Raw genomic sequence first — 25,857 nt, forward strand, 5'->3', positions numbered from 1 at the left:
GGTCACCTGGGTCGATGCCGGGGATCGTGGTGGGAGGTGTCAGGGTGGGCGCAACGGGGCGAGGTATGGATCGCGGGGCGATCGTGTGGTGGTGCGGGCGGATCGGCGCCCTCGTGACCGCCGTGCTGCTGGCGGTGTCGATCGGTGCTGCGGCCGCTGCCGCGGCGCCACAGCCTGCGGGGCGGTTCGAGGAGCTGTCGGTGCCCTCGAGTATGGGGCCGATCCCGGTGCAGGTGCGGTGGGCCGCACACGGCGGGAGCGCGGCGCTGTACGTGCTCGACGGTCTGCGCGCGCCGGCCGATCACAATCAGTGGACCTCCGACACCAATATCCTGCGCCAGTTCGCCGATGACAATGTGACGCTGGTGTTTCCGGTCGGCGGCCACTCGAGTTTCTACACCGACTGGCACCGGCCCAGCAGCACCAATCATCAGGCCACGACCTACCGGTGGGAAACCTTCCTGACCCGCGAGCTCCCGGCCTTCCTGCAGGGCTATGGCGTCTCCCGGACCGACGATGCCATCGTCGGCGCCTCGATGGGCGGAGACGCCGCGCTGATATTGGCCGCCTACCATCGCGACCAGTTCCGATTCGCCGGATCCTTCTCCGGATTCCTGAATCCGACGTTCCCCCTCTGGGGCGAGGCGATGCGCGCGGCGATGTGGAACGAGGGCGGCTTCAACGTCGACGACATGTGGGGCCCGCGATCCGATCCCGCCTGGGTCCGCAACGACGCCACGGTGCAGGCCGGAAGGCTGCGCGGACTGCCGATCTACGTCTCGAGCGGCAACGGCCTGCCGGGTCCGCTGGATCTCGCGGACGGGCTCGGCAATACGGTGGGCGGGATGGGGCTCGAGGCGATGACGATGACCGCGGCCCGGATGTTCGCCGATCGCGTTGCGGCACTGGGCATCCCCGCGCGCATCGACATCGGGGCCGGCACCCACACCTGGCCCTACTGGCAGGGCAATATGGCCACCGCGCGCCCGATGATCCTCGCGGCGCTCGGCGTGCGCTGATCGGCGATCAGGCGGTCAGCTCCAGGCGCATGAAGACATCGGCCCGGTCGTACGGCATCGGCCCGATGTCCGCGGGCGGGACGTGCACGAATCCGGCCTGCTCGTAGAGGTGCACCGCGGTGGGGAGCTTGGTGCTGCTGCCCAGGAACAGGGCCGTGGCGCCCAGCGCGCGGGCGTGGTCGATGGCCGCGCTCAGCAGGGTGCGGCCGAAACCCCGCCCGCGATGCTCCGGCGCCACGGCCATTTTCGAGATCTCGTAGACCCCGTGGCCCTCGGGCACGATCGCGACGCAGCCGACGATCTGCTGCCCGTCGCGGGCGATGAGGACCTGCCCGCCCTTGGCCAGGATCGCGTCCTGCGGATCGTCGAGCACCGCGCGATCGGCCGGTTCGAGGGCGAACAGCATGGTGATCCACTGCTCGTTGAGGTCCTTGAAGGCGCGGGCGTCGGCGGGGGAGGACATCGGCCGGACGACCAGATCGCCGGAGAAGGTCTGCGGGGTCACGAACTCCAGCATGTCGTCCGCGACTGATCGCGTCCAATACTTGATAGGTCGGATTGATACATTGAACTTATGGTCGATGCGGCACGCCTGCTGGACGATGTCGAGCTGCGGCACCTGCGATATTTCCTCGCGGTCGCGGAGGAACTGCACTTCGGCCGGGCCGCCGCGCGCCTGCACATCGCTCAGCCCGCGCTGACCCAGCAGATCAAGCGCCTGGAAACCCTGCTGGGCGCAAGGCTTTTCGAACGCACCTCGCGGCATGTGGCGCTGACCGCGGCGGGGGTGGTGCTGCGCGAGCGGGCCGCGGCCATCCTCGGTCATACCGCGCGCGATCTCGACGAGGTCAGCCGCGTCGGGCAGGGCAGCCAGGGGCGGTTGTACCTGGGATACGTGCCCTCGGTGCTGGCCCTGAACACGCTGCGCGGCGTGCGCCGATTCCTGGACCGCTATCCGCTGGTGCAGGCGGACCTCATCGAGGGCTTCACCTCGCACCTGATGGCCCAGCTGAGCCAGGGCCGCCTGGACATGGCGATCGTCCGCGATCCGGACGACGAGCCGGGCACGGTCACGGTGCCGCTGGTCACCGAACCCTTCGTCGCGGTGCTCCCGGCCGACCATCGGCACGCCGCGCGCGCCAGTATCGTCGCCACGGAACTGGCGCAGGATCCACTGGTCTTCTTCCCGCGGGCCGCGGGTGCGCGGGCGCAGGACCTCAATCTGCGCCCGCTGCTGGCCGCGGACCACCGGCCGCGCGTGGTCCAGGAGGCATCGACCTGGGCCACCATCGTGTATCTCGTCGCCGAGGGGCTGGGGGTGACGATCGCCCCGCGCAGTGCGACATTCAACGCCCCGCCCACGGTACGGATCCTCGAGCTGGACGAAACCGATGCGGCGACAACGGTGTACCTCGCCCACCGCACCGACGACGATCGTCCCCTGGTCCGGAACTTCCTCGCGCTACTGCCTATATCGGGACACGCCTGACCGGCGAAACCGCGTTCCCGCGCTCAGCCTTCGGCCGTACCCCGGCGCCCGGCTCGCCCTCGCCGCGCCTGCGTGAACCGTGCCTCGAGCCCGTCCACGAACGCGGTGAGCAGCAATTCGAAACTCTCCGAGTCGATCTCGTCCGCCTTCGCGCGCAGCAGGTGGGCCTGCTCTAAATGGGGATAGCGGTCGCGATAGACCTGCACGTCGTCCACGAAGCCGCGGGAGAACGATGCGATCGTCGAGCCCATCACCACGTAGCGGGCGGCAGCGCCGATCATGGTGGCCTGGCGGGGCGGCCAGCCCGCCGCGACCAGGCCGCCGTGCACCGCGTCGGCCATGCGCAGGCTCTCGTTCCGGCGGGCGGGCCCGGTGGCCAGGTACGGCACGAAATTCGGATGCTGCGCCAGGGTGGCCCGGTACGAGCGCGCCCATTCGCGCAGCCCGTGCCGCCAGTCGCCGGTCTCGAACGGCGAGGTGTCCACGGCCGCCATGATCTGCTCGGAGATGTCGTCGAGCAGGTCGTCCTTGGTGGGGTAGTGGCCGTACAGGGAGGCGGCCTGCACGCCGAGTTCGGCGGCGAGCTTGCGCATCGACAGCGCGGCCAGGCCGTCGCGATCGATCAGTTCGAGCGCCCTCTCGCGGATGCGGTCGCGGCTCAGCAGCGGCACGCGGGGCCGGGCCATACTCGCACCTCCCTGCTGTCGGTGACCGGCGAAGGGTCGAATTTATCACCCGGTCACCGGGACGCCTTGAAGAACCAAACACTGTTAGGTTACCGTGTGGGACGTAAACCTAACACCGTATGGTTAGGAGCCGCATCATGGATTTCGAACTCGGCGAGGCGCACCGCGAACTGCGCGACGTGGCCCGCGCCTGGGTGGACAAAGAGGTCGTTCCCTACTCGCGGGAATGGGACCGCGCCGAGTCGGTCGATCCGGCCATCGTCGGCAAGCTCGGCACGATGGGTTTTCTGGGCATCGAGATCCCCGAGGAGTACGGCGGCTCCGGCGGCGACGCGCTGGCCTACTGCGTGCTGCTCGAGGAGCTGGGCCGCGGCGACAGCTCCGTGCGCGGCATCGTCTCGGTCTCCCTCGGCCTGGTCTCCAAATCGATCAAGTATTACGGCACCGACGAGCAGAAGCGGCGCTTCCTGCCCCGGCTCTGCGCCGGAGAGGCGCTGGGCTGCTTCGCGCTGACCGAACCCGATATCGGCTCGGACGCAAGCAATCTCACCACCAGGGCCGAGCGCGACGGCGACGACTGGCTGATCTCGGGCACCAAGATCTTCATCACCAACGGCACCTGGGCCGAGGTGGCGCTCGTCTTCGCGCGCACCGGCGGCCCGGGCGCCCGGGGCATCACCGCCTTCCTGGTCCCCACCGACACCCCCGGGCTGACCCGCACCGAGATTCACGGCAAGCTGGGGCTGCGCGGCCAGCGCACCGCAGAACTGGTCTTCGACCGGGTCCGCGTGCCGGACACGCTGCGCCTGGGGCAGGAGGGCCAGGGCTTCAAGATCGCCATGGCGGCGCTGGACAAGGGCCGCATGGGGGTGGCGGCCGGCTGCGTCGGCGTGGCCAGGGCCGCGCTCGAGGCCGCGGTCCACTACTCCACCGAGCGCGTGCAGTTCGGCAGGCCCATCGCCTCCTACCAGCTGGTGCAGGAGATCCTGGCCGATATCGCCGTCGAGGTGGACGCCGCGCGGCTGCTGGCCTGGCGGGTGGCCGACCTGGTGGACAGGGGCAAGCCGTTCGGCACCGAGGCCTCGATGGCCAAGCTCTTCGCCAGCGAGTGCGCGGTGCGATCCACCAACAAGGCGCTCGAGGTGTTCGGCGGCTACGGCTTCATCGACGAGTACCCGGTGTCCAAGTACCTGCGCGACGCGCGCGTGCTGACCCTCTACGAGGGCACCAGCCAGATCCAGAAACTGCTCATCGGCCGCGCCCTGACCGGCGTGAGCGCCTTTGCCTGAGCACAACTTTCACGAACGAATCGGGAGAACCCCAATGACAGAACAGCGCAGGGTCGCCGTCGTCACCGGCGCCGCGCGGGGTATCGGCGCGGCCACCGCGGCCCGCCTGGCCGCCGACGGCATCGCGGTGGCGATCGCCGACCTCGACGAGAATGCCTGCAGGGCAACGGCCGAGGAGATCGTCGCCGACGGCGGCACCGCGATCGCAATGGGCTGCAACGTCACCGACGAGACGCAGGTGGACGCGGTGTTCGATCGCGTTGCCGCCGAACTCGGTTCGCTGGACATCCTGGTCAACAACGCCGGGGTACTGCGCGACAACCTGCTGTTCAAGATGTCGGTCGACGACTGGGACACCGTGATGGCGGTGCACCTGCGCGGGGCGTTCCTGTGCAGCCGGGCGGCGCAGCGGCACATGGTTCCGGCGAAGTACGGCAAGATCGTCAACACCTCCAGCGTGTCCGCGCTCGGCAATCGCGGCCAGGCCAACTACTCCGCGGCCAAGATGGGCATCCAGGGCCTCACGCGCACGCTGGCAATGGAATTGGGCCCGTTCGGCATCAACGTCAACGCCGTGGCCCCCGGGTTCATCGTCACCGAGATGACCGCCGCCACCGCCGCCCGCGTCGGAGTGAGCCCCGAGCAGCTGCAGGCCGAGGCCGCGAAGATCACCCCGGTACGCCGCGTCGGGCAGCCCGGGGACATCGCCAACGCCGTCGCCTTCCTGGCCTCGGACCAGGCGTCGTTCATCACCGGCCAGACCCTCTACGTCGACGGCGGGCGGCGCCTGTGAGCGTGGAGTTCGTCGACGAGTTGCCCCTGGGCCCCACGCACAAGGTGCTCAAACGAGAATTGAAGGAGCGCTACCGATGACAGATTTCGCGGATCTGAACGAGCTGAAGTCGGCCGTGGGCACCGAGATCGGTGTCAGCGACTGGATGACGATCGACCAGCAGCGGGTGAACACCTTCGCCGACGCCACCGACGATCACCAGTGGATCCACGTCGACCCGGCGGCCGCGGCCCAGGGCCCGTTCGGTGGCCCCATCGCGCACGGCTTCCTCACCCTGTCCCTGTCGGTGCCCCTGGTCGGTCAGGCCACCACCGTCGCGGGCATCCGGATGGGAATCAACTACGGCCTCAACAAGGTTCGGTTCATCACCCCGGTTCCCGTCGGCGGCCGCATCCGTGCCCGCGTCGCCCTGGACGCGGTCCGCGACATCCCCGGTGGCCTGCAGGCCGACCGCACCGTCACGATCGAACTCGAGGGTGCGGAGAAACCGGCCTGCGTCGCCGAGAGCATCGTGCGCTATATGTCCTGAGTGCCGCCATGCCCACCGGCCGCCGAGTCGATCGGCTGCCGATGGCCGCGCCACGCAATCGCTAGGTGGCCGGGGTCAGTTCGAGGATGGGGATCAGGCGGTCGGTCTTGTCTTCGTAGCCGGCGTAGCGGGGCTGCTCGGCCTTGATGCGGTTCCAGGCGTCCGCGCGCCGGTCACCCTCGAGTTGTTCCACTCGCACCCGGAACGACTTGCCGCCCACCTCGGCCCACACCTGATCCGGGTGTGTGGCGATGTTGTGGTACCAGGCAGGCTGCACCTTCGCCCCGCCCGCCGAGGCGACGATCAGCCAGCCCTTCTCGGTGGGAAACCGGCTCAGCGTCACCTGCCGCTCCTGGCCGGACTTCGCGCCCACGGTGGTCAGATACAGCAGATCCATCCCCATGAACCGGTCGCCCCGGAACCGGTGAAACCGCTGCATCGCCGTGATCATGAACTGCGTGACCGGATTGATCCGCATCGCCGGATTGCCACGCTTACCTGCAGGAATCTTCTGGAAGCTCATGCCGTCGCTCCTCGATGGGTGCTGACCGCAATTCTAATGACGTTCAGCCCGGCATACACCCGGAATGCGGGCGGGGAACCGCCCTCGAGCGAGGTTCGGCTCAGTCGGCGCCGAGCTTGTTGCTCAGGGCGGCCCAGCGGTCCAGCAGGTCCGTCGCCGCGCCGGAGTCGACGGCGTCGGCGACCCGGATCAGGGCGCCGGCCAGGGCGTCGTGGATATCCACCCCCGCGCTGTCCGGGGTGAGCTCGAAGGCGACGATCGCCGCGGCGGAGTTGAGCAGTACCGCGTCGCGGACGGCGCCGGGCGCCCCGGCGAACATGTCGCGGGCAATCGCGGCGTTCACCGACGCGTCGCCGCCGCGCAGCGCCTCCGGTGGCACGCGGTCGATGCCCAGCCGGTCCGGATCGATCGCGGCCCGCGACAACTGCCCGCCCGTGACGATCCAGGCGTCGGTGGTGTCGGCCGTGGTGATCTCGTCCAGGCCGTCGTTACCCCGCACCACCAGGGCGTTCGAGCCGCGGTCGGCGAATGCGCCGGCGATCACCGGAACCAGATCGGCGAACGCGCAACCGATCAGCCCCGCCTTCGGCCGGGCCGGATTCGTCAGCGGTCCCAGCACATTGAAGACCGTGGGGATGCCGATCTCGGCGCGCGCCGGGCTGGCATAGCGCAGCCCGGAGTGGAACATCGGCGCGAAACAGAACCCGATACCCACCTCGCGCACGCAGTGCGCCACCGACTTCGGGCCCAGCGCGATCTTCACCCCCAGCGCCTCGAGCACGTCGGCGCCGCCGCTCTTGGAGGACGCGGCCCGGTTGCCGTGCTTGACCACCGGAATCCCCGCAGCGGACACCACGATCGAGGACATCGTGGAGATGTTGACGGTGCCGGACCGATCGCCCCCGGTACCGACGATATCGATCGCCTCGGCATCCAGCGGCACCTGCTTGGCGCGCCCGAGCATGCCCGCCGCGAACCCGGCCAGCTCGGTGGGGGTCGGGCCCTTCATCTTGACGGCGACCCCGAAGGCGGCGATCTGCGCCTGCGTGGCGTTGTCGGAGAAGATCTCGTCGATCACCCACGCCGCCTCCTCCGCGGTCAGATCGACCCCGTCGGTGAGGGTCCCGAGGATCCCCGGCCAGGTGCGCGCGCTCATCAAACGTCTCCTGTCGCATATTCCGCACTCACGTGCTCGTAGCAGCCTAATGCCGCAGGACAACCTTAGTTTCGCTCGGGCTGCAGCGCGTCCCACCCCGAAACCGAGCCCTCGTGCCGCTGGGCCAGGCCGGCCATCCGGGAGCGCTCCTGCGAGCAATGCAGCGCATCGAGGACCAGCACCCGCTGCAGCAGCAAATCCACTGTCGTCGCGCCGTTCTCGGGTCCGGGGATTACCAGCTCGGGATCAGGTGCGGCGGCCCCGGCGGGGGAGTAGTCGTCCTGAGCGGCGATCGCGACGACCGCCTCGACCTGCTCGGCCGGAATCCGCAGATGGTGCCGCAGCAGCGCGGGCGCGGCCGCGGTCCAGCTCACGGCCCTTTCCAACGCGGCCGAACAGGATTCGGCGTCGTCGAAACTCGACACCACGACCACCAGATCCCCGCGCGCGGGATCCCACGCCGTCGTCTCGTCCCGCCCGAGGAGCCGCCGCCACGCCGCCCGCACACCCATCCCATATCTCCCTCGCCGAAAATCGGGTACCGAACCCCGCCGGAACCGACCGTTTCCTCGGGCGGGAACCGCACGCCGCGCTCGCCCGTTGCACAACAATAGAAGCCGAATATTGCCCGTAGGTGCCAAGCCGGCCGACCCCGGTGGGTCGGTGCGGATCGACCGTGTAATCGCCGCAGAACCGGCCCCGACCTGCCAAGATCAGCGAGCCGGACGGGCACGCCGGGACGAGGATGAGACCTCGTCCTGCCCTGCGGGTTCCGACATGGAACATCAACTTTCGCACCCGGGTACTCCTGTCGTACTACGACGAGTCATACTTACCGGCGTGACGACCGCAGTAGGGACCCCAGGATCGGCCATAACTCAGCGTGTGCACTCGCTGAACCGGCCCAACATGGTCAGCGTCGGAACCATCATCTGGCTGTCGAGCGAGCTGATGTTCTTCGCCGGCCTCTTCGCCATGTATTTCGTCGCCCGCGCCCAGGCCCACGGTGTCTGGCCGCCGGAGCCGACGAAACTCGACATGAAGCTCGCCGTGCCGGTCACGGCCGTGCTGATCGCCTCGTCGTTCACGTGCCAGATGGGCGTGTTCGCGGCGGAGAAGGGCGACGTGTTCGGTCTGCGCCGCTGGTACGTGCTGACCTTCTTCATGGGGCTGTTCTTCGTCTGCGGTCAGGCCACCGAGTACCACGGCCTGTACTCCGAGGGCACCTCGATCTCGAGCAGCGTCTACGGCTCGGTGTTCTTCATCACCACCGGCTTCCACGGTCTGCACGTCATCGGCGGTCTCATCGCGTTCATCTTCCTGCTGATCCGCACGAAGGTCAGCAAGTTCACCCCGGCGCAGGCGACGGCCGCGATCGTCGTCTCCTACTACTGGCACTTCGTCGACATCGTCTGGATCGGGCTGTTCGCCACGATCTACTTCGTGCGCTAGCCCGCTGGGCGACAACTTCAGCATCAGTCGGTTCCGTCTACTCCAAAGGGACTTTAGATGAGTTCATCACCCCCGTCAGTGCCAGAAGGGCCCAGCAGCCCAGGGGTCGGCAGCGCCGGGAACCCCCAGGCAACCAAGACCCGCAAACAGCGCCGGATGCGCCGGAAGCTGGCCGGTGGGCTGGTACTTCTGATGGCTCTGGTCGGAGCCGGCTTCGCTGCCACGGCGCTCACCCCGCACGCGCAGGTCGCCACCGCGGACGAGGACCAGTCCTCGCTGATCCGCCAGGGCAAGCAGCTCTACGACACCTCCTGCATCACGTGCCACGGTGCGAACCTGCAGGGCGTGCTCGACCGCGGCCCCAGCCTCATCGGCGTCGGATCGGCCGCGGTCTACTTCCAGGTGTCCACCGGCCGCATGCCCGCGCCGTGGAACGCCGCGCAGATCGTGCGCAAGACCCCGAAGTTCGACGAGGCGCAGACCGATGCGCTGATGGCGTACATCGCCTCGAACGGCGGCGGCCCGAGCGTCGTGCGCGACGCGGACGGCAAGATCGCGCAGGAGTCGCTGATCAAGAACGCCGACCTCGGCGTCGGCGGCGAGCTGTTCCGCATGAACTGCGCGTCCTGCCACAACTTCACCGGCAAGGGCGGCGCGCTGTCCTCCGGTAAGTTCGCCCCGCCGCTGGCCCCGGCCAGCGAGCAGCAGATCTACACCGCGATGCTCACCGGCCCGCAGAACATGCCGAAGTTCTCCGACCGTCAGCTGACCCCGGACGAGAAGCGCGACATCATCGCGTACATCAAGAACCGCACCGAGTCGCACCCCGAGGCCGGCTACGGCCTGGGTGGTTTCGGTCCCGCGACCGAGGGCCTGGCGATGTGGGTGATCGGGATCGTGGCCGTCGTCGGCGCGGCGATGTGGATCGGATCCCGCTCATGACAGATAAGGAGCACAACGACATGGGCCGGCCCGAGGACGGCAGTGCCGCAACCCCGCCTGAGAACCTCAACCCCACCGAGGAACAGCTCGAGGCGATGTCGCAGGCCGAGCTGGTCGAGCTCGGCACCAAGCGGGACGGCGTCGACGTCGCCTACCGCGCGCCGCGCTGGCCGGTTCCGGGTACCCGCGCGGAGAAGCGGGCCGAGCGTCAGGTGGCGTTCTGGTTCGTCCTGTCGACCATCGCGGGCATCGCGCTGATCGGCGTCTTCCTGTTCTGGCCGTGGCAGTACAAGTCCCGCGACGAGTCCGGAGCGGGCATCTACTCGCTGACCACCCCGCTGTACGGCCTGCTGCTGGGCATCGCGGTGCTGGCCATCGGCGTGGCCATGGTGCTGATCCGCAAGAAGTTCATCCCGCCGGAAATCTCGATCCAGGATCGCCACGATGGCGCCTCGCCCGAGGTCGAGCGCAAGACGCTGGTCGCCGAGCTGAGCGACGCGCTGGAGACCTCCACGCTGGCTCGCCGCAAGCTGATCACCCGCACCGCGGGCCTGGGCCTGGGTGTGCTCGGCGTGGGCGCGCTGTTCGTCTTCGTCGGCGGCCTGATCAAGAACCCGTGGGCGCAGGGCAAGAAGTCGCCCCTGTGGGTGTCGGGCTGGACTCCGGACTACCCGGGCCAGACCATTTACATCCGCAAGGACACCGGTCGTCCCTCGGACATCGTGCTGGTGCGGCCCGAGGATCTCGACGCGGGCGGCATGGAGACGGTGTTCCCGTGGAAGGAAGAGTGGCGCGGCAACGAGGAAGAGACCCTGCAGTCACTGCGCGGTATCCGCAACGCGGTCATGATGATTCGCTTCCGTCCCGAGGATTCCGCCAGGGCGGTCAAGCGCAGGGGCCAGGAGAGCTTCAACTTCGGCGACTACTGGGCCTACTCGAAGATCTGCACCCACCTGGGCTGCCCGACCTCGCTGTTCGAGCAGCAGGACAGCCGCATTCTGTGCCCCTGCCACCAGTCGCAGTTCGACGCGCTTCACTGGGGTAAGCCGATCTTCGGTCCCGCCGCGCGCGCCCTGCCGCAGCTGCCGATCACCGTCAACACCGAGGGCTACCTGGTCGCCAACGGCGACTTCATCGAGCCGCTCGGACCGGCCTACTGGGAGCGTCGTTCATGAGTCCGAGTAAAGCGGCCGTACAGGCCAACGAAATGGACGAGCGCTACCACATGGCAGCCTTCGTCAAGCGCTCGATCAACAAGGTCTTCCCGACCCACTGGTCGTTCCTGCTGGGTGAGATCGCGCTGTACGCGTTCATCATCCTGCTGCTGTCGGGTGTGTACCTGACCCTGTTCTTCGATCCGTCGATGACCGATGTCGTCTACAACGGCGCCTACCAACCGCTGCGCGGCGTCACGATGTCGCGGGCGTTCGAATCGGCGCTGAACATCACCTTCGAGGTGCGCGGTGGCCTGTTCGTGCGCCAGGTGCACCACTGGGCGGCGCTGCTGTTCGCGGCGTCGATCATCATCCACCTGCTGCGCATCTTCTTCACCGGCGCGTTCCGCAAGCCGCGCGAGGCGAACTGGATCATCGGCTCGCTGCTGCTGATCCTGGCGATGTTCGAGGGCTTCTTCGGCTACTCGATCCCGGACGACCTGCTCTCGGGCACCGGCCTGCGCGCCGCGTTCGGCGGTATCACGATGGGCATCCCGGTGATCGGCACGTGGATGCACTGGCTGATATTCGGCGGTGACTTCCCGGGCACGATCATCATTCCGCGGTTGTACGTCGCGCACGTGCTGCTGTTGCCGGGCATCATCCTGGCGTTGATCGCGGCGCACGTGGCACTGGTCTGGTACCAGAAGCACACGCAGTTCCCAGGTCCGGGCCGCACCGAGAAGAACGTCGTCGGCGCGCGCATCGTCCCGGTGTTCGCCGCCGATCAGGGTGCGTTCTTCATGTTCACCCTCGGCATCGTCGCGGTCATGGGTGGCGTGCTGCAGATCAACCCGATCTGGAACCTGGGTCCCTACAACCCCTCTCAGGTTTCCGCGGGTTCGCAGCCGGACTTCTACATGATGTGGACGGACGGCCTGGCCCGTCTGATGCCGCCGTGGGAGCTGTATCTGGGCCGGTACACGGTTCCGGCGCCGTTCTGGGTCGCGCTGATCATGGGCCTGGTGTTCGGGGTCCTGATCGCTTACCCGTTCATCGAGAAGCGCCTGACCGGCGACTACGCCCGGCACAACCTGCTCCAGCGTCCGCGAGATGTGCCGGTGCGCACCGCGATCGGCGCGATGGCGATCGCGTTCTACCTGGTGCTGACCTTCGCGTGTGACAACGACATCATCGCGCTGAAGTTCGACCTCTCGCTGAACGCGACAACGTGGTTCTTCCGCATCGCGCTGCTGACCGCGCCGCCGATCGCCTACCTGCTGGCGTACCGGTTCTGCCTGGGCCTGCAGCGTGCGGACCGGGCGGTGCTCGAGCACGGCATCGAGACCGGCGTCATCAAGCGCCTGCCGCACGGTGAGTACATCGAGATCCACCAGCCCTTGGGCCCGGTCGACGAGCACGGCCACCCGATCCCGCTGGAGTACCAGGGTGCGACCGTGCCCAAGAAGATGAACAAGCTGGGTCTGGCGGGCAAGCCGGGCATGGGCTCGTTCCTCAAGGCGGACCCCGCGGCCCAGGCCACGGAGCTCACCGCGATCGAGCACGCCGAGCACCACAAGCAGCTGGAGATCCTGGCCGAATACCAGGATCAGGCTGCCGGTGAGGCCGGCGGGCACGAGCACTGAGTTCGATCCACAACGAAGGCCCCGAGTCGGAAACGACTCGGGGCCTTCTTGTTGAGGAGGTCAGGCGACCCCGTTGACCGGGATCCGGGGCTCGATGCCGATGGATGGCCACGACTGATGGGCCAGGCTCTCGAACAGGCAGACCAAGAGCATCTTCCGGCTGCGCTCGCCCGAACCACGGGCGGTGTCGGCCTCGGGGATCGCATCGGCGATCACAGTGCCGCCGCGGGTATCGGGTGAGGACAAGAGCCAGAACATCTCCGGTCCGAGGAGAATCGATTGGCCGCCGGTCTCGACGAACCACCGGTTGGCATACGCGATCAGAAGATCGGTGAACATCTCGGCGCTGGACATGGCCTCGATGAATTGATTCAGAGTCCCCGGGCGGTCGGAGCTGGCCTGTATCAGCGATACCACCCGGTCCGCGATTTCGCGGAATTGGCCCACATCTGGCCGGTGTGACGAGATTGATGACATGCGTTGTCTCCGTTGACGAGTCGTGACATGACGGGATCCGGGGATCAGCTGCGTTCCCCGGCGTGGACGAGAGTGTGTTTGCCGCCCAGCAAGGCATCGGCACGGTGCGGGTCGAGCGGGAGGGTTACGTGCCGTAGCCCACGTACCGGCGATGCGATCGCGTCGTGCAGCGGGGCCGTTTTCTCCTCCTGCGCAGGCTCCGAGACGAGCTGTGCAGGCTCCGAGACGAGCTGTGCAGGCTCCGAGACGAACTGCGCGGGCTCCGAGACGAATTCCACGGTGTCGACGTCGATCCGGTCGGCGGCGCCGAGCGCGGGTACGTACGTGCCGTACTTGCGGTCGTTCCAGAGCATGAGCGTGAGGTGTACCGCAAACATCATCGTGACCGGCATTCCGGCATGGAGGATGACCGCGACGATGTCCCCGCCGATCTCGTGCGCATATTCGACATTCCCCAGCACCGACACCAGCGTCGACAGGACGAAGAGACCTGTGGCGTACCACCACCCCGCTCCGCGCTTGCGGAACGACGCCGTCGCGATGACCGAGCCGACCATCAAGCCGTCGATCGCGATGGGAACATTCGATGCGAGACCGGGAGCGACCAGGTTGCGGGTTGCGAGATGATGCAGTGAGTCGTATGACATCGCGAACGCCTTGTATGCAACGACGCACGATACGATCGCCGAGGCGTGCAGGGGTCGCGGCCGAAACGACCGTAGTCGCCGCGTCCAGCTACTTCTGGGTCGTTGGTCGTCATTCAGCGTAGCGAAGTCGACCGGCAGTTCCGGTCCGATCATTGACATGCCAGGCAGCGTAGCTGCTAATTTGCCGCAAACCCGTTGATCCGGTGTCCGTGTCCGCCGCGCGCTGGGTCATCCTCCGATGCGGATGTCCCGGGCAAACGGTTCGTTGTAGTAGGTGTAGCGCGGGGAAGCTTTGGATACAGTCCAGATGTGAGGATGTCGATCGTGGGGGCGATGCTCGGATGTGCGGCCGTGGGCACCCTGGTGTGCGCCACCCCGGCGCGGGCGGCGCAGGGCACGCTGATCATCAACGGCCATTCGTATGCCCATACCTCCGGTTGTCTCACCATCCGCAAGTTCCCGCTCCGATTGCGGATCGTGAACAACAGCGCCGGTGAGGCGCACGTCTACCTGCTGCCCGGGTGCAACGGCGGAGTCACCAGCTCCGTGGACGCGGGCGCCAAGGCGTCCTCGATCGGGGCGTCCGTCCTCACCGGATAGCCGCCGGTTGTGGCTCCTCGGCGGCGGACGGCCAGAATCCCTCAGTCTCCCAGCGAGAACCCGGCCTCCACCTCCGTGCGCGCATACGACTTGAACGCGATGTGGGTGGCGGTGCGCAATACACCCGGGGTCTTGTTGACGTGGCCCGTGACCACCTCGGCGATCTGCTCGTGATCGCGGACCCGCACCACCGCGATCAGGTCGACATCGCCAGCGCACGAGTACACCTCGGTGACACCCTCGAGCTCCGCCAGGGCCTGCGCCGTCTCCGGAATCCGGGCGGCCTCGGCGTGGATCAAAACGATCGCGGTAATCATGCTGCCGAGTCTATTTGCAGGAGTCGCCCGGGCGTGCGATCGCCCTGATCCGGCCCCGCTGCGGCGATCGGCGGCGCGTCACGCCTCGGAGTGGACGAGATAGTCCCGGCCCGCCGCCTCGGTGCGCACCGCCGTCTCGGCGCGCTCCAGCCAGGACAACCAGGCACCCGCGCTCGACCGCGGTTCGCAATACCCGTCGGTGGTGCTGACGATGCGGGTTCCGGGCTGCTCGAGCCAGCGCACGAGCAGGGCCGCCTCCTCCGGGAGCGCGCCGCGCAGCGGGGGATAGTGGTCGTCCAGGTCGGCGTCCGGCCGTAATGCCGCCGGGGCGTCCGGATCGGTGTACAGCAGATCGGCGGTGGGCACGGCGGAGCGGCCGTCGAGTCGGGCGGGAATCACGGTTTCGGCCGCGGCCACCAGCTTCTCGACGACGGGCATGGGCGGTACTCCGCGGGCGCAGACACCGGCGGCGGCCAGGCGGCCGAATCGGATCACCGCGAACTCCCACCCGCCGCCCTCGGCCCGGCGCGCGGCCACGAGTTCGGCGATGCGGGCCAGGGCGGCCAGGCGCTGGGTGCGGCGCAGGGCCCGGACCACCGCGGCGGTGCGGTCCCGCATCCGGGCCGCTGTCTCGAAATTCTCGGTGGCAGAGCAGGATTCGACCCGTTCACGCATGGCGTGCAGCGTCGCGTCCGAGCGGCCCGTGAACAGATCGCGCACGGCCCGCGGCGCGGTCTCGTATTCCGCCGCGCCGGTGCAGGTTTCGCTCCGGTTCGCTGGGCACCCGCCCACCACGGCGGGCGGGCAGGCGGGGCCGTGGCGGCCGTGCGCGGGGATGCGGGTGGTGCAGGTGCGCAGGCCGCAATACTCCGCGACATGGGCGGCGACCTCAGCGGCCGAAGCTCGGGATCCGAACGGCCCCAGTGCATCCCGGGCCGGGCTACGGGTGATCGTGAAGCGCGGGAACGACTCCTCGGTGAGCGAGAGCCACCACGCGCGCTGGGGGAATTTCGAGCGCCGGTTGTACGGCGGGGTGTGCGCCAGCAGCAGCCTCAGCTCCCGCACCCCCGCCTCGAGCCCGTGCGCGCAGGGCACGTGATCGACCCGGGTGGCGAGGGTGACCATCTCCCGCATCCTCGGGCGGGTCTCCGAACCGGTGAAGTACGTGCGCACCCGGCGGCGCAGATTCACCGCCGTCCCTATATAGAGGACCTCGTCCGAGGGACCGCGGAACAGATACACCCCGGGCACGGCGGGCAGATCCGTGGCCAGCACCCGCTTGGCGCGCTGACGCCGGGTGACCGCGGGCAGATAGTCGATCAGCTCGGTGAGGCTGTGCACGCCGAGATTGCCGACCCGTCCGATGAGCGCGTGCAGCACGTCGACCGTCGCGCGGGCGTCGTCCAGGGCGCGGTGCGTGGGGCGGGTCTGCGCCCCCAGCAGTTCGGCCAATGCGGACAGCCGCACCGTGGGCGCCTCGTCGCGGGGCAGGATCCGCCGGGCCAGCTGCACCGTGCACAGCACCTGGAAGGCGGGCCACGCCGTCTGGCACGCCATGGCGGCGGCCTTCAGGAATCCGATGTCGAAGCGCGCGTTGTGGGCGACCAGCACCGCCCCGGCCGCGAACTCCAGGAATCCGGGCAGCACCGCCTCGATGCGCGGCGCCGAGCACACCATCGCGGTCGTGATTCCCGTGATCTGCACGATCTGCGGGGGAATCGCGCGGCCCGGATCCACCAGGGTGGCGAATTCGCCCAGGATCTCGCCGCCGCGCACCTTTACCGCGCCGATCTCGGTGATCGCGTCGCCGTCCGGGCTGGTCCCGGTGGTCTCCAGGTCGACGACGACGAAGGTGATGTCGTACAGCGGCGTGTCGAGCTCGTCGAACGCCAGCTGGGCCGGTCGGGGCGCGGGCTGGGGCACGGGGTGCAGCGTATTGCCGGGGTACGACAGGAAATCCGGGCGCGCGGCATGCCGGTATTTCGGCGGCGCGGTACTCGATACGTGAGGTCGATTCGCTTCATTGCACAGAAATGTGAGCAGGGTCACATTAAGTCGATTCAGTGATCAATCGTCTCGAGGATGAAGATCATCCGGATTGATCCCCGAGGCGTGCCGTCGGCACGTGCGGTCGTTCGCCGCAAACTTCGGACTGTTCGGTCGTCTTCAGGGCTGGATAATCCTGACGACATGCTGATTCCCCGACTGAATACATTCCAAACCGGCAATCGCCGACCCGGATCTACCCCCCGGTAGCCCGCCGAGAACTCCCAGGTCACGGTCGGTCGTTATGGTTCCGTGATTGGTGTGATAAATATCGCACGCCGCATGCTTCGCAAAAGTTGCGAACTCCGCTCGGGCGCGGTCACGGCTTTACAACCGACCGTTATGCGTTCGTAATCTGAGCCGGACCTTGCGGGGCTCGACGCACCATCCGGTTGCGGCGCCGCGGGGCAGATGAGGAGTCACCGCATCATGGCGATCAACCGAAGCGCCCGCCGGGCCGTTGCGGCCGGAGCCGTCGGCGCTGCCACCCTCAGTGCGCTGCTGCTGTCGACCACCCCCGCCTCGGCGGCCCCGGTCGTCATTCCGGGAGTCGGCAACTTCGATGTGCCGGATCCGGTGCTCAACGCGATCCCGAAGGGCGTGATCCCGCCGAACATCCTCCCGCCCGGCACGCAGATCCCGGGCCTCACCGCGCCGGCCCCCGCCCAGGCTCAGAGCGTCGGTCAGCGCGCGGCCAACGCCGCGCTCTCGCGCGTCGGCGATCCCTACGTCTATGGCGCCACCGGCCCGAACTCCTTCGACTGCTCGGGCCTGGTGAAGTGGTCCTACGCCCAGGCGGGCCGCGACCTGCCACGCACCAGCTACGAGCAGCTCAATGCCGGTGCGCCCGTCGCGCTGAACAGCCTGCAGCCCGGCGATGTCGTGTCCTACTACGGTGGCAGCCACTCCGGCCTGTACGTCGGCAACGGCAATATCGTGCACGCCTCCACCTACGGCAAGCCCGTCGCCGTCGCGCCGCTGTACTCGATGCCGATCGCCGGGGCGCGCCGCTACTGATTCACCAATGGTCCAGCGACCGTGATCATTTCGTGCCCTGCTGGACACGGGCGGTCGCCATTCCGTAACCTGATCGAGACCTTCGTGATGACCAGCTCGGAACACGAAATGAGGCAGCGCAGGCAGTGACCGCCCAGTATCGGAACAGACGAACCAGACGCCTGGTAGGAGGGTCACTGGCGGTAGGCGCGCTGATGCTCAGTGCCGGATCCGGCGGTGGCGCCTCCGCCGACCCGGTCGGCGCGCCCACCAGCGCGAGCGACGCGGTGCAGAAGCTGCTGGATCTGTCGCATCAGTCCGAGCAGCTCAATCAGCAGGCCCTGAAGGCGCAGGATGATCTGAACGCCAAGCAGGCCGTCGAGCGCGACGCCGACGGGAAGCTGGGCATCGCCAATCAGGCCGTCGCCGCGGCGCAGGCGCAGGTCCACAAGTATCAGCCCGCCGTGGACCGGACCGCCATCGCCGCCTATATGGGCGCCCGCACCAACCGACTGTTCTCGGTGCTGGCCAGCGATTCCCCGCAGCAGCTGCTCGATCAGATGTCCACGCTGGATGTGCTGCAGACCCAGACCAGCGCGCAGCTCGCGCAGTACTCGAAGGCCACCAACGCGGCGACCGCGGCTCAGTCGATCGCCTCGAAGGCCGCGGACTCCGCACACGCCGCGGAGCAGAAGGCGGACGCGGTACGCACGGATCTGGAGCGCAAGCGCGCCGATCTCCAGGGCGCGATCGCCCAGGTGATCCGCGCGTGGGGCCAGCTGTCGGCGGGCGACCGGGCCTCGCTGTCCGGTTCGCTGTTCCCGCCCGGTTTCGATCGATCGACGCTGCTGCGGGGTCTGGTTCCCGGCAGCGGCACCAGTGCGCTGGCCGCCGCGCTCACCCGGGTCGGCGATCCGTATGTCTGGGGCGCCACCGGTCCCGACCAGTTCGACTGCTCGGGTCTGGTGCAGTGGGCCTTCCATCAGGTGGGCATCAACCTGCCGCGCACCAGCGAGGAGCAGGTCACGGTCGGCACCCCCGTGGCCCGGGATCAGTTGCAGCCGGGCGATGTGGTGTTCTTCTACTCCGATGTCTCGCACGTAGGGATCTACGCCGGGAACGGAATGCTGTTGCATGCGTCGACATTCGGCGTGCCTGTTCAGGTGCAGCCGATGGGGTCGTTCCCCTACTACGGGGCGCGGCGGTACTGGATCGGGATGCCGTAACCACACCGAAGTGAGCGTGAGCGTGCTGATATGACTGCGTTGACGCAAGTTCGCGGCTGGCTGGCCGCAAAACGACGGTTCGAATTCGTCGCCACCGTCGCGACCGTGATAGCCCTCACCGCCATCGGGGGCGCGCTGGTGCTGCTGCCGCGCTCGGCCCTGCCGCTGCGGCCCACCCCCGCGGCGGCGGAGGCGGCCGAGCCGGCGCTTCCGGCCGATCCGCAGCTCACCGAGCTGCGCCGGACCATGGAGTCCTACGGACCCGTTGTCACACAGCAGGTTTCCGATACGGACGGCCGGCTGTCCGTGGTGCTGGGGCACCCCTACCAGCGCGCCGACGTCGACACCTTGGCCGGTGACATCGGGGCGGCCGTCGCCTCGGTCACCCAGCTCTGGGGGACCGACTGGGCGCGGGCCGCGGTGGTCGCGGTGGCGTCGGGCCCCGCCGAATTCGCCGCCCTCACCCACGCCACCGGCGAGGTGTCCGATCAGATTGCCGCCGCGTCGGTCTCGGATCCCTTCGTCCCGGGCACCCGGCCTACCGGGCAGCGCGTCGTCTTCAGCGCCGGCGCCGGCCATCGCCTGGGCGCCGATGGCCTGCGGGACACGTTGCGCCACGAGCTCACCCACGTCGCCGCCCGCGCCGTGACCGTCGACGGGTCCCCGCAATGGGCCCTCGAGGGCTTCGCCGAATACTCCGCCCACCGCGGGGAGAATCGCGCCTTCGCCCAGCTCGCCCCCACCCTGACCGCGAACGCTCGCGCGGCGGTACTACCCGCGGATCTGCCGTCCGACGACGCCTTCGCTCCGGCCCCCGGCAGCAACGCCGCCCTGGCCTACGAGCAGGGCTGGTCCGCGAATGCCTTTGTCGCCGACCGGTACGGCGAGCCGAAACTCGTCGATTTCTACCGTCATATGGCAACCGGTCCCAAGGATGCGGCCGCGCTCGACGGCGCGCTGCGCGAGACGCTCGGCATCGGCCACGCCGGGTTCGTCGCCCGCTGGCGCGACTGGATCAAATCCCACGCGACGGCGTGACCGGCCGCCGTCACGACGGTCCAGCGGCAGGAATCGCGGCGTGTCGGCGCACCGTTATGCGGCCCCGTTGGGGATCCCCTTGGCGCCCCACAACTCGGCGATGCGACCGTCGGCGACGCGGAAGATCTCGACCAGCGTCGCGGTCTGGCCGTTCTCGGTCATGCCGTGCACCGTGGAGCGCAGGGCGACCCGGTCACCGTCGCCGAAGATATCGTCGATCGCGGTGAACGACTGCGGGTACATCGACGCCATGGCCTCCCAGGCCGAGCGGACGGCGTCACGGCCCGCGTCCAGGGGATGGCTGTAGAAATCGGGGGCGAAGAGCTCCGTGATCGCGTCGAAGTCGCGGTTATTGAAGGCCTCGTGCATTCGGCGGCCGAGTGCGATGGAATCAGTCACGTGTCCATACCACCGGCGATCAGGATGCGGCACAAGTTATTTCACGGCCGTCGAGCCGGGGCGAACGGTGTCGCCCACTCTCGTTAGACTCGCCCGCATGGCGCGCACCCTGCTGGTCACCAACGATTTCCCCCCTCGACCGGGCGGAATCCAGTCGTACCTGCACGCGCTGGCGCTGCGGTTGCCGCCCGACGAACTGGTCGTCTACGCGCCGCGGTGGCGCGGGGATTCGCACCTGAAGTTCGACGCGCAGCAGCCCTTCCAGGTGATCCGCCATCCCACCACGCTGATGGTGCCGACGCCGCTGGTGCTGCGACGGGCGGCGAAGCTGCTGCGCGACGAGCGTTGCGACACGGTCTGGTTCGGCGCGGCAGCGCCGCTGGCGTTGCTGTCGCCGATGCTGCGGCGCGCGGGTGCCCAGCGGATCCTGGCCAGCACCCACGGGCACGAGGTCGGATGGTCGATGCTGCCGGGCGCGCGGCAGTCGCTGCGCGCGATCGGCAATACGACCGACACCATCACCTATGTCAGCAAGTACACGCGGCGGCGGTTCGCGGCCGCGTTCGGACGGCATGCGGCACTGGAATATCTGTCGCCGGGCGTGGATGCCGAGACCTTCCGACCGGATCCGGCCGCGCGTGCCGAGCTGCGCGCCCGCTACGGCCTGGGCGAGCGGCCGACCATCCTGTGCCTGTCCCGGCTGGTTCCGCGCAAGGGGCAGGACATGCTGATCATCGCGATGCGGGAGATCAAGGACCGGGTCGACGGCGCGGTGCTGGTGATCGCGGGCGGTGGCCCGTACGAGGATCGCCTGCGCGCGCTGGCGACGGCCCTCGAGCTGGACGATCACGTCGTGTTCACCGGCCGGGTGCCCTCGGCCGAGCTCGCGGCGCACCACACCATCGCCGACGTCTTCGCGATGCCGTGCCGCACGCGCGGCGCCGGGCTGGACGTCGAGGGGCTGGGCATCGTCTATCTCGAGGCCTCGGCGAGCGGTGTTCCGGTGGTGGCCGGAAAATCCGGCGGCGCACCGGAAACCGTGCAGGAGGGCCGCACCGGACATGTGGTCGACGGCCGCTCGCCGGTGGAGATCACCGATGCGATCGTCTCGGTGCTGTCCGACCGGGATGCCGCCGCGGAGATGGGCGCCGCCGGACGGGAGTGGGTGCGGTCGCAGTGGCAGTGGGACGCCCGCGGTGCGCGGCTGCGCGACCTGCTCGACGGGAAGGTGCGGTCGAGCGGCGCGGATCGTTTGGGCTAGGCGTACCTCCGCATTCGCTCCGGCCGCATTCGCTCCGGCCATCCGCGGTCTCGGGACGGCTGCGCCGACAGCGTCCACTAAGCTCACCCGCATGAGTAGCATCCAGGTGGCCGACCAGACATTTGTCGCAGCCCCCGGGTCCGCCGTCGGCGAGCTGCTGGCCGATCGGGCCCGGTGGCGCCGCTGGTGGCCCGATCTCACCCTGGAGGTGCGAGAGGACCGGGCCGACAAGGGAATCCGGTGGACCGTCGGAGGCGCGGTGACCGGCACCATGGAGGTGTGGCTCGAGCCCTCGCTGGACGGGGTGATCCTGCACTACTTCCTGCATGCCGAGCCGGCGCGGCCCGTGACCGCGGGCCCGGCGGCGATGCGCGAACTGCTGGCGGTCAATCGGGCCCGCCGCGTCGCGGGCAAGAAGATGTCCTTCGAGATCAAGGCGCGCCTGGAGGCAGGGCGCGCGGCCGGGGAGCCGCCCGCCCACTCCCGCCTCGTCACCACCTGAATCCCGTTCTCCCGCACCGCACGCCGGAAAGGAATCGCTTTCAGCCATGGCCGACCGGACCCAGAGGTCGATCATCATCGATGCCCCGTCGGATCAGGTGATGGCCGTCATCGCCGACCTGGAGTCGTACCCGGAATGGGTGGCGGCCGCGCGTTCGGTGGAGATCCTGGACAAATTTCCCGACGGCCGCGCGCACACCGCGCGGTTCGTGCTCGACGCGGGCGTCGTCAAGGACACCTATGTGCTGTCCTATACCTGGCGCCCGGACGGCAAGGCGGTGAGCTGGCAGCTGTCCAGCGGTGACCTGCAGAAGGCCCAGGACGGCAGCTACGAGCTGATCGCGCAGTCCGACGGCACCACCCAGGTCGTCTACGAACTCACCGTGGACCTGACCATCCCGATGATCGGCATGTTCAAGCGCAAGGCCGAGAAGGTCATCACCGATACGGCCCTGAAGGAACTCAAGAAGCGGGTCGAGGGCTGAGGCGAAGCGGACCGGGGCGAACCGGCGTGCCGACCCGGCTGGAGCTGTTCGCGGGCAAGGGCGGCGTCGGGAAGACGACGCTCGCCTGTGCGGCCGCGATGTCGTACCGCGATGCGGGGGAGCGGGTGCTGCTCGCCTCGCTGGACCAGGCGCACTCCCTGGGCGATGCGCTCGGCTTCCGGTTCCCGCACGACCCCGGCACGGTGGCCGGGATCACCACGGTGCTGCCCGATCTGGATGTCATCGAGCTGGATTCCCTTGCGCTGCTGGAGGATCGCTTCCGTGACGTGGTCCGCACGCTGGACGGCGCCGGCCACGAACACGGGGTGGACATCGCGGCGCTGGACCCGGCCGAGCTGACCGGGCTGCCCGGCGTGCAGGAACTCTTGATGCTCACCGAGATCGCCGAATTCGCTGCCGACGACGACTGGGACGTGATCGTCCTGGACTGCCCGCCCTCTGCGGACATGCTCCGCATCGTGACCGGTCCCGACACGCTCCTGGGCTACCTCGAGCGGATCTGGCCGGCGCACTCGCGTGCGTTGAGCGCGTCCGGCCGGAACGTGCGGCTCGCGGTCCTGGCCGCGACCGTGGAGCGCATCGCCACCGCGGTGACCGGGGTGCGCGACCTGCTCGCCGATCCCGAACGCACCGGTGCGCGACTGATCACGGTCGCCGAGCAGGTCGCGTCGGCTGAATCGGCGCGGATGCGTTCGGCGGCGGCACTGCTGGGGCTGCGGCTCGAGGAGGTGGTGGTCAACAAGGTGCTGCCGCCGCTGGAACCGGCGCCCGCCGCCGCGGATTCCACCCGGCATCCGGCGGTCGAGTGGTATGCGCGGCGCCGCGCCGAACAGCTCGCCGTCGTGGCCGCGCTGCGCGCGGGAATACCGGAGGTTCCGGTCCGGATCGTCCACCACAGCGGGCCCGAGCCGGTGGGCCTGCAATCGTTGGCGGCCCTGTCCTTCGTGCCGCTCGCGGCGGTGCCGGGGGCGCCGCTCGCGGTGATGGACATGCCGGGAAAACGGGCGGAGGACGCCGGAGACCCTATGCTTGGCGACGACACCGCGGCCGCGCGGCCCGTCGAGGCGCAGGTACAGCTGGAATCGGGTACGGGGCTGCGGTCGGTGTACACATTGCGACTGCAACTACCCGTGGTCGACCCGGCGACGCTGCGCCTGGGACGAGTGGAGGACGATTTGATCGTGGGAGCGGACGGAATCCGGCGCAGGCTGCGCCTGGCCCCGGTGCTGCGGCGATGTGCGGTCGAGGGCGCCGAACTCGACGGCGGCCGCCTGGTCGTGCGTTTCCGTCCCGATCCCGAGGTGTGGCCGCGATGACGGACGACCGGCAGGGCCCGGAGGGGAGCCCCGACGACTGGCACGACCCGTCGCACGAGTCGGGTCTGGGCGAGCTCACCGAAGAACTGCGGCTGCTGGCCGAGGCGGTACTAGAGCGGGTCGAGCCGATGCTGCGCCGCGCGTCGGCCGAAGGGCGTGCCGAATGGGGTGGCTGCGGCTGGTGCCCGGTGTGCGCGGCGGCGGCACTGGCGCGCGGAGAGCACCACGACGTGGTCGCCGCTCTGGCCGGGCACGGGACCGCGATCGTGACGGTGTTGCGCGAGGCGCTGGCCGGTATGCCGGTCGACCCCGTCATGCCCACCGATTCCGGCACCCCGCCCGAGGGGCGGATCGGCGAGCCCGGCGATGCGGCCCAGTTCCCGGCCTCCGGTGAGACGTCCGGCACCGCCGGGGATCGCGCCGCGCCCGGACCCGAATCGCGTTCCGGGAGACTCGGACCCGATTCCCCGCCCGGCGGCACGAAACCCAGGTACGTCTCGATCCCGGTGCAGATCAACCGATGACCACGCGCATCGGGCGGGAGCGGCCCCTGACCGTCGGAATCGACGTCGGCGGCACCAATATTCGCGCGTCGGTCGTCGACGGCGCGGGCGAGGTGCTCGACACGGTGCAGGCCCCGACCCCGCATTCGGAACAGGCGCTCGAGGACGGGCTCGAGCGCGCCGTGCGTGAGTTGTGTGCGCGCAACACGATCGGCGCGGTCGGGCTCGCGGTGGCCGGATTCGTGGACGAGACGCGCACCTCGGTGCGATTCGCCCCGCATCTGCCGTGGGAGGACTCGCCCGTCGCGCGCCGGCTGTCCGACCGGCTCGGGCTGCCGGTGATCCTCGAGCACGACGCCAACGCCGCGATGTGGGCGGAGTATCGCTTCGGCGCGGCGGCCGGCGCCCACAACGGGGTACTGGTGGCCATCGGCACCGGAATCGGCGCGGCGCTGCTGGTCGGCGGGCAGCTGTACCGTGGAAGCTTCGGCGTGGCACCGGAACTGGGGCACCTGCAGGTCGTCCCGCACGGCCGGGCCTGCCCCTGCGGGAAGCGCGGCTGCTGGGAAAGGTACTGCAGCGGAACGGCTCTGGTGGATACCGCGCTGGAGATGCTGGCCACCGATCCGGCCCGCTCCACGGTGCTCGCACGCGAGTCCTACCGGGATCCCGGCTCGCTGACCGGTCGCCGGGTGGCGGGGGCCGCGCAGGACGGCGATCCGGTGGCGCAGCTGGTGATGGCCGAGTTCGCGCGCTGGCTCGGGCTCGGGCTGGCGTTCGTCAGCGACATCTTCGATCCGGACCTGATCGTGATCGCGGGCGGGGTGAGCTCCTCGGCGGGGCTGTTCCTGGACGAGGCCCGCGAGCACTACGCCGCGGCGATCACCGGCGGACGGCATCGGCCGATGGCCCGCATTCGCGCCGCACAGCTGGGCGAGGGCGCGGGCATGATCGGCGCGGCCGAGCTGGCCCGGGCCGCCCTCGGTGAGCAGGATGCCCCGGGCGGTGCGGTGCCGGCGCCGGGCCGGGCCAAACGGGGGCGCGGTGCGGCGCGCGCGAGACCCGCGGACGGCGCCCCGCGGGCGTCCGATTCCGGCGAGAGCCGGTCGGAGCCCGCCGGACCCGAGCGCCGCAAGGCCACCTCGCCGGCGCGCAGCTCCAGCCCGGATGGCGCGGCGGGAGCCCGTCGGTGACGGCGATATTCCCATGATGTGAAATCGCTCGTGCGGGCTTGGTCACAGCTGGTCGACGGCGGTAAAGTCGGCAGCGGATCGTGGTGCCCGCAACGACGCCGGTCTCGGAACCGCACTGTGTTCACCCGCCCCACCAACTCCGCACGCTCGGTC

28 protein-coding genes and 1 pseudogene are annotated in these 25,857 nt (G+C 69.1%); 19 read left to right on the forward strand and 10 right to left on the reverse strand.

All coding sequences use genetic code 11. From position 1 onward, the window contains the following. Nucleotides 1–65: 65 nt before the first annotated feature. Nucleotides 66–1,019 (forward strand): alpha/beta hydrolase, encoded by a 954-nt coding sequence (locus KO481_RS21040; protein WP_215919021.1) that lies wholly within the window; start codon nucleotides 66–68, stop codon nucleotides 1,017–1,019. A 7-nt stretch (nucleotides 1,020–1,026) separates the two neighbouring features. Here KO481_RS21040 and KO481_RS21045 read toward each other — a convergent pair whose 3' ends face one another. Next, complete coding sequence (locus tag KO481_RS21045) at nucleotides 1,027–1,524, reverse strand: GNAT family N-acetyltransferase (RefSeq protein ID WP_215919023.1); 498 nt, start codon at nucleotides 1,522–1,524, stop codon at nucleotides 1,027–1,029. A gap of 69 nt (nucleotides 1,525–1,593) precedes the next feature. On the opposite strand from KO481_RS21045, the gene KO481_RS21050 reads away from it, so the two are divergent. Further along, nucleotides 1,594–2,508, forward strand: coding sequence for a LysR family transcriptional regulator (locus KO481_RS21050; protein WP_215919025.1), 915 nt, complete (start codon nucleotides 1,594–1,596; stop codon nucleotides 2,506–2,508). Nucleotides 2,509–2,531: 23 nt separating this feature from the next. On the opposite strand, the gene KO481_RS21055 is transcribed toward KO481_RS21050, so the two are convergent. Then, complete coding sequence (locus KO481_RS21055) at nucleotides 2,532–3,194, reverse strand: TetR/AcrR family transcriptional regulator (RefSeq protein WP_215919027.1); 663 nt, start codon at nucleotides 3,192–3,194, stop codon at nucleotides 2,532–2,534. A gap of 137 nt (nucleotides 3,195–3,331) precedes the next feature. Here KO481_RS21055 and KO481_RS21060 point away from each other — a divergent pair, with 137 nt between their 5' ends. From KO481_RS21060 to KO481_RS21070, 3 genes are all read left to right on the forward strand, one after another. Continuing rightward, on the forward strand, nucleotides 3,332–4,483 hold the full coding sequence (locus KO481_RS21060) for an acyl-CoA dehydrogenase family protein (protein WP_215919029.1): 1,152 nt from the start codon (nucleotides 3,332–3,334) through the stop codon (nucleotides 4,481–4,483). Between the two features lie 34 nt (nucleotides 4,484–4,517). Beyond that, nucleotides 4,518–5,276, forward strand: a complete 759-nt coding sequence (fabG, locus tag KO481_RS21065; protein ID WP_215919031.1) for a 3-oxoacyl-ACP reductase FabG — start codon at nucleotides 4,518–4,520, stop codon at nucleotides 5,274–5,276. A 76-nt stretch (nucleotides 5,277–5,352) separates the two neighbouring features. Continuing rightward, on the forward strand, nucleotides 5,353–5,805 hold the full coding sequence (locus KO481_RS21070; protein ID WP_215919033.1) for a MaoC family dehydratase: 453 nt from the start codon (nucleotides 5,353–5,355) through the stop codon (nucleotides 5,803–5,805). A gap of 61 nt (nucleotides 5,806–5,866) precedes the next feature. Here KO481_RS21070 and KO481_RS21075 read toward each other — a convergent pair whose 3' ends face one another. From KO481_RS21075 to KO481_RS21085, 3 genes are all read right to left on the reverse strand, one after another. Beyond that, nucleotides 5,867–6,328 carry a nitroreductase family deazaflavin-dependent oxidoreductase gene (locus tag KO481_RS21075; protein ID WP_215919035.1) on the reverse strand — a complete coding sequence of 154 codons (462 nt, stop codon included), beginning with the start codon at nucleotides 6,326–6,328 and terminating at the stop codon, nucleotides 5,867–5,869. Nucleotides 6,329–6,428: 100 nt separating this feature from the next. Continuing rightward, on the reverse strand, nucleotides 6,429–7,484 hold the full coding sequence (gene trpD / locus KO481_RS21080) for an anthranilate phosphoribosyltransferase (protein ID WP_215919036.1): 1,056 nt from the start codon (nucleotides 7,482–7,484) through the stop codon (nucleotides 6,429–6,431). Between the two features lie 65 nt (nucleotides 7,485–7,549). Further along, the gene (locus KO481_RS21085) at nucleotides 7,550–7,996 is read right to left on the reverse strand and encodes a hypothetical protein (protein WP_215919037.1); all 447 of its coding nucleotides are present in this window, start codon (nucleotides 7,994–7,996) and stop codon (nucleotides 7,550–7,552) included. Between the two features lie 328 nt (nucleotides 7,997–8,324). Here KO481_RS21085 and ctaE point away from each other — a divergent pair, with 328 nt between their 5' ends. From ctaE to qcrB, 4 genes are read left to right on the forward strand one after another with little or no spacing between them, the layout of a single operon-like run. Next, nucleotides 8,325–8,936: an aa3-type cytochrome oxidase subunit III gene (ctaE, locus tag KO481_RS21090; RefSeq protein WP_215919038.1), complete on the forward strand. Its 612-nt coding sequence runs from the start codon at nucleotides 8,325–8,327 to the stop codon at nucleotides 8,934–8,936. Between the two features lie 57 nt (nucleotides 8,937–8,993). Continuing rightward, a complete protein-coding gene (gene qcrC / locus KO481_RS21095; protein WP_215919039.1) occupies nucleotides 8,994–9,878 on the forward strand; it encodes a cytochrome bc1 complex diheme cytochrome c subunit in 885 nt (294 codons plus the stop codon). Nucleotides 9,879–9,898: 20 nt separating this feature from the next. Further along, the gene (qcrA, locus tag KO481_RS21100; RefSeq protein ID WP_215919607.1) at nucleotides 9,899–11,053 is read left to right on the forward strand and encodes a cytochrome bc1 complex Rieske iron-sulfur subunit; all 1,155 of its coding nucleotides are present in this window, start codon (nucleotides 9,899–9,901) and stop codon (nucleotides 11,051–11,053) included. After that, nucleotides 11,050–12,678, forward strand: a complete 1,629-nt coding sequence (gene qcrB / locus KO481_RS21105) for a cytochrome bc1 complex cytochrome b subunit (RefSeq protein ID WP_215919040.1) — start codon at nucleotides 11,050–11,052, stop codon at nucleotides 12,676–12,678. Before qcrA ends, qcrB begins: the two co-directional genes overlap by 4 nt. Before the next feature lie 60 nt (nucleotides 12,679–12,738). On the opposite strand, the gene KO481_RS21110 is transcribed toward qcrB, so the two are convergent. Further along, nucleotides 12,739–13,155 (reverse strand): hypothetical protein, encoded by a 417-nt coding sequence (locus KO481_RS21110; RefSeq protein ID WP_215919041.1) that lies wholly within the window; start codon nucleotides 13,153–13,155, stop codon nucleotides 12,739–12,741. 44 nt (nucleotides 13,156–13,199) lie between these two features. Continuing rightward, a complete protein-coding gene (locus KO481_RS21115; protein ID WP_215919042.1) occupies nucleotides 13,200–13,961 on the reverse strand; it encodes a DUF2637 domain-containing protein in 762 nt (253 codons plus the stop codon). A 150-nt stretch (nucleotides 13,962–14,111) separates the two neighbouring features. Between KO481_RS21115 and KO481_RS21120 the strand changes: the two genes are divergently transcribed. After that, on the forward strand, nucleotides 14,112–14,402 hold the full coding sequence (locus KO481_RS21120) for a hypothetical protein (protein WP_215919043.1): 291 nt from the start codon (nucleotides 14,112–14,114) through the stop codon (nucleotides 14,400–14,402). Nucleotides 14,403–14,443: 41 nt separating this feature from the next. Here the strand turns inward: KO481_RS21120 and KO481_RS21125 are convergent, their stop codons facing one another. After that, on the reverse strand, nucleotides 14,444–14,719 hold the full coding sequence (locus KO481_RS21125) for an Lrp/AsnC family transcriptional regulator (RefSeq protein ID WP_215919045.1): 276 nt from the start codon (nucleotides 14,717–14,719) through the stop codon (nucleotides 14,444–14,446). 78 nt (nucleotides 14,720–14,797) lie between these two features. Then, nucleotides 14,798–16,642 (reverse strand): DEDD exonuclease domain-containing protein, encoded by a 1,845-nt coding sequence (locus KO481_RS21130; protein WP_215919046.1) that lies wholly within the window; start codon nucleotides 16,640–16,642, stop codon nucleotides 14,798–14,800. Nucleotides 16,643–17,194: 552 nt separating this feature from the next. On the opposite strand from KO481_RS21130, the gene KO481_RS21135 reads away from it, so the two are divergent. From KO481_RS21135 to KO481_RS21145, 3 genes are all read left to right on the forward strand, one after another. Beyond that, nucleotides 17,195–17,782, forward strand: coding sequence for a C40 family peptidase (locus KO481_RS21135; RefSeq protein ID WP_215919047.1), 588 nt, complete (start codon nucleotides 17,195–17,197; stop codon nucleotides 17,780–17,782). 194 nt (nucleotides 17,783–17,976) lie between these two features. Then, nucleotides 17,977–18,987, forward strand: a complete 1,011-nt coding sequence (locus KO481_RS21140; RefSeq protein WP_215919048.1) for an NlpC/P60 family protein — start codon at nucleotides 17,977–17,979, stop codon at nucleotides 18,985–18,987. Nucleotides 18,988–19,017: 30 nt separating this feature from the next. Next, nucleotides 19,018–20,025, forward strand: a complete 1,008-nt coding sequence (locus tag KO481_RS21145; protein ID WP_215919049.1) for a peptidase MA family metallohydrolase — start codon at nucleotides 19,018–19,020, stop codon at nucleotides 20,023–20,025. 54 nt (nucleotides 20,026–20,079) lie between these two features. On the opposite strand, the gene KO481_RS21150 is transcribed toward KO481_RS21145, so the two are convergent. Then, entirely contained in the window at nucleotides 20,080–20,424 is a 345-nt protein-coding gene (locus KO481_RS21150; protein WP_215919050.1) for a nuclear transport factor 2 family protein, read from the reverse strand. Nucleotides 20,425–20,521: 97 nt separating this feature from the next. Between KO481_RS21150 and KO481_RS21155 the strand changes: the two genes are divergently transcribed. The 6 genes and pseudogenes from KO481_RS21155 to KO481_RS21180 all read left to right on the forward strand — a co-directional run. Then, nucleotides 20,522–21,685 (forward strand): glycosyltransferase family 4 protein, encoded by a 1,164-nt coding sequence (locus tag KO481_RS21155; protein WP_215919051.1) that lies wholly within the window; start codon nucleotides 20,522–20,524, stop codon nucleotides 21,683–21,685. A gap of 91 nt (nucleotides 21,686–21,776) precedes the next feature. After that, nucleotides 21,777–22,187: a polyketide cyclase / dehydrase and lipid transport gene (locus KO481_RS21160; RefSeq protein WP_215919052.1), complete on the forward strand. Its 411-nt coding sequence runs from the start codon at nucleotides 21,777–21,779 to the stop codon at nucleotides 22,185–22,187. Nucleotides 22,188–22,233: 46 nt separating this feature from the next. Next, nucleotides 22,234–22,671 (forward strand): SRPBCC family protein, encoded by a 438-nt coding sequence (locus tag KO481_RS21165; RefSeq protein WP_215919054.1) that lies wholly within the window; start codon nucleotides 22,234–22,236, stop codon nucleotides 22,669–22,671. 26 nt (nucleotides 22,672–22,697) lie between these two features. Then, on the forward strand, nucleotides 22,698–24,008 hold the full coding sequence (locus KO481_RS21170) for an ArsA family ATPase (protein ID WP_308166719.1): 1,311 nt from the start codon (nucleotides 22,698–22,700) through the stop codon (nucleotides 24,006–24,008). Further along, nucleotides 24,005–24,532, forward strand: a complete 528-nt coding sequence (locus KO481_RS43170; RefSeq protein WP_245401278.1) for a hypothetical protein — start codon at nucleotides 24,005–24,007, stop codon at nucleotides 24,530–24,532. The genes KO481_RS21170 and KO481_RS43170 overlap by 4 nt, the downstream gene beginning before the upstream one ends. After that, a pseudogene (locus tag KO481_RS21180) lies at nucleotides 24,529–25,503 on the forward strand (ROK family protein); the annotation flags it as partial. The gene KO481_RS43170 and the pseudogene KO481_RS21180, both read left to right, overlap by 4 nt. Nucleotides 25,504–25,857 lie beyond the last annotated feature (354 nt).

This window comes from Nocardia albiluteola, assembly GCF_018860155.1.
In the GTDB taxonomy this organism is placed as follows: Bacteria; Actinomycetota; Actinomycetes; order Mycobacteriales; family Mycobacteriaceae; genus Nocardia; species Nocardia albiluteola.

Bases quoted from the DNA above. Each gene is read 5' to 3' on its own strand.
- KO481_RS21070 (WP_215919033.1), top strand. From the start codon at position 5,353: ATGACAGATTTCGCGGATCTGAACGAGCTGAAGTCGGCCGTGGGCACC.
- qcrC (WP_215919039.1), top strand. From the start codon at position 8,994: ATGAGTTCATCACCCCCGTCAGTGCCAGAAGGGCCCAGCAGCCCAGGG.
- qcrA (WP_215919607.1), top strand. From the start codon at position 9,899: ATGGGCCGGCCCGAGGACGGCAGTGCCGCAACCCCGCCTGAGAACCTC.
- KO481_RS21055 (WP_215919027.1), bottom strand. From the start codon at position 3,194: ATGGCCCGGCCCCGCGTGCCGCTGCTGAGCCGCGACCGCATCCGCGAG.
- KO481_RS21135 (WP_215919047.1), top strand. From the start codon at position 17,195: ATGGCGATCAACCGAAGCGCCCGCCGGGCCGTTGCGGCCGGAGCCGTC.
- KO481_RS21125 (WP_215919045.1), bottom strand. From the start codon at position 14,719: ATGATTACCGCGATCGTTTTGATCCACGCCGAGGCCGCCCGGATTCCG.
- KO481_RS21140 (WP_215919048.1), top strand. From the start codon at position 17,977: ATGCTCAGTGCCGGATCCGGCGGTGGCGCCTCCGCCGACCCGGTCGGC.
- KO481_RS21075 (WP_215919035.1), bottom strand. From the start codon at position 6,328: ATGAGCTTCCAGAAGATTCCTGCAGGTAAGCGTGGCAATCCGGCGATG.
- KO481_RS21145 (WP_215919049.1), top strand. From the start codon at position 19,018: ATGACTGCGTTGACGCAAGTTCGCGGCTGGCTGGCCGCAAAACGACGG.
- KO481_RS21060 (WP_215919029.1), top strand. From the start codon at position 3,332: ATGGATTTCGAACTCGGCGAGGCGCACCGCGAACTGCGCGACGTGGCC.
- KO481_RS21160 (WP_215919052.1), top strand. From the start codon at position 21,777: ATGAGTAGCATCCAGGTGGCCGACCAGACATTTGTCGCAGCCCCCGGG.
- KO481_RS21110 (WP_215919041.1), bottom strand. From the start codon at position 13,155: ATGTCATCAATCTCGTCACACCGGCCAGATGTGGGCCAATTCCGCGAA.
- KO481_RS21085 (WP_215919037.1), bottom strand. From the start codon at position 7,996: ATGGGTGTGCGGGCGGCGTGGCGGCGGCTCCTCGGGCGGGACGAGACG.
- fabG (WP_215919031.1), top strand. From the start codon at position 4,518: ATGACAGAACAGCGCAGGGTCGCCGTCGTCACCGGCGCCGCGCGGGGT.
- KO481_RS43170 (WP_245401278.1), top strand. From the start codon at position 24,005: ATGACGGACGACCGGCAGGGCCCGGAGGGGAGCCCCGACGACTGGCAC.
- KO481_RS21155 (WP_215919051.1), top strand. From the start codon at position 20,522: ATGGCGCGCACCCTGCTGGTCACCAACGATTTCCCCCCTCGACCGGGC.
- qcrB (WP_215919040.1), top strand. From the start codon at position 11,050: ATGAGTCCGAGTAAAGCGGCCGTACAGGCCAACGAAATGGACGAGCGC.
- KO481_RS21040 (WP_215919021.1), top strand. From the start codon at position 66: ATGGATCGCGGGGCGATCGTGTGGTGGTGCGGGCGGATCGGCGCCCTC.
- KO481_RS21050 (WP_215919025.1), top strand. From the start codon at position 1,594: ATGGTCGATGCGGCACGCCTGCTGGACGATGTCGAGCTGCGGCACCTG.
- trpD (WP_215919036.1), bottom strand. From the start codon at position 7,484: ATGAGCGCGCGCACCTGGCCGGGGATCCTCGGGACCCTCACCGACGGG.
- KO481_RS21165 (WP_215919054.1), top strand. From the start codon at position 22,234: ATGGCCGACCGGACCCAGAGGTCGATCATCATCGATGCCCCGTCGGAT.
- KO481_RS21115 (WP_215919042.1), bottom strand. From the start codon at position 13,961: ATGTCAATGATCGGACCGGAACTGCCGGTCGACTTCGCTACGCTGAAT.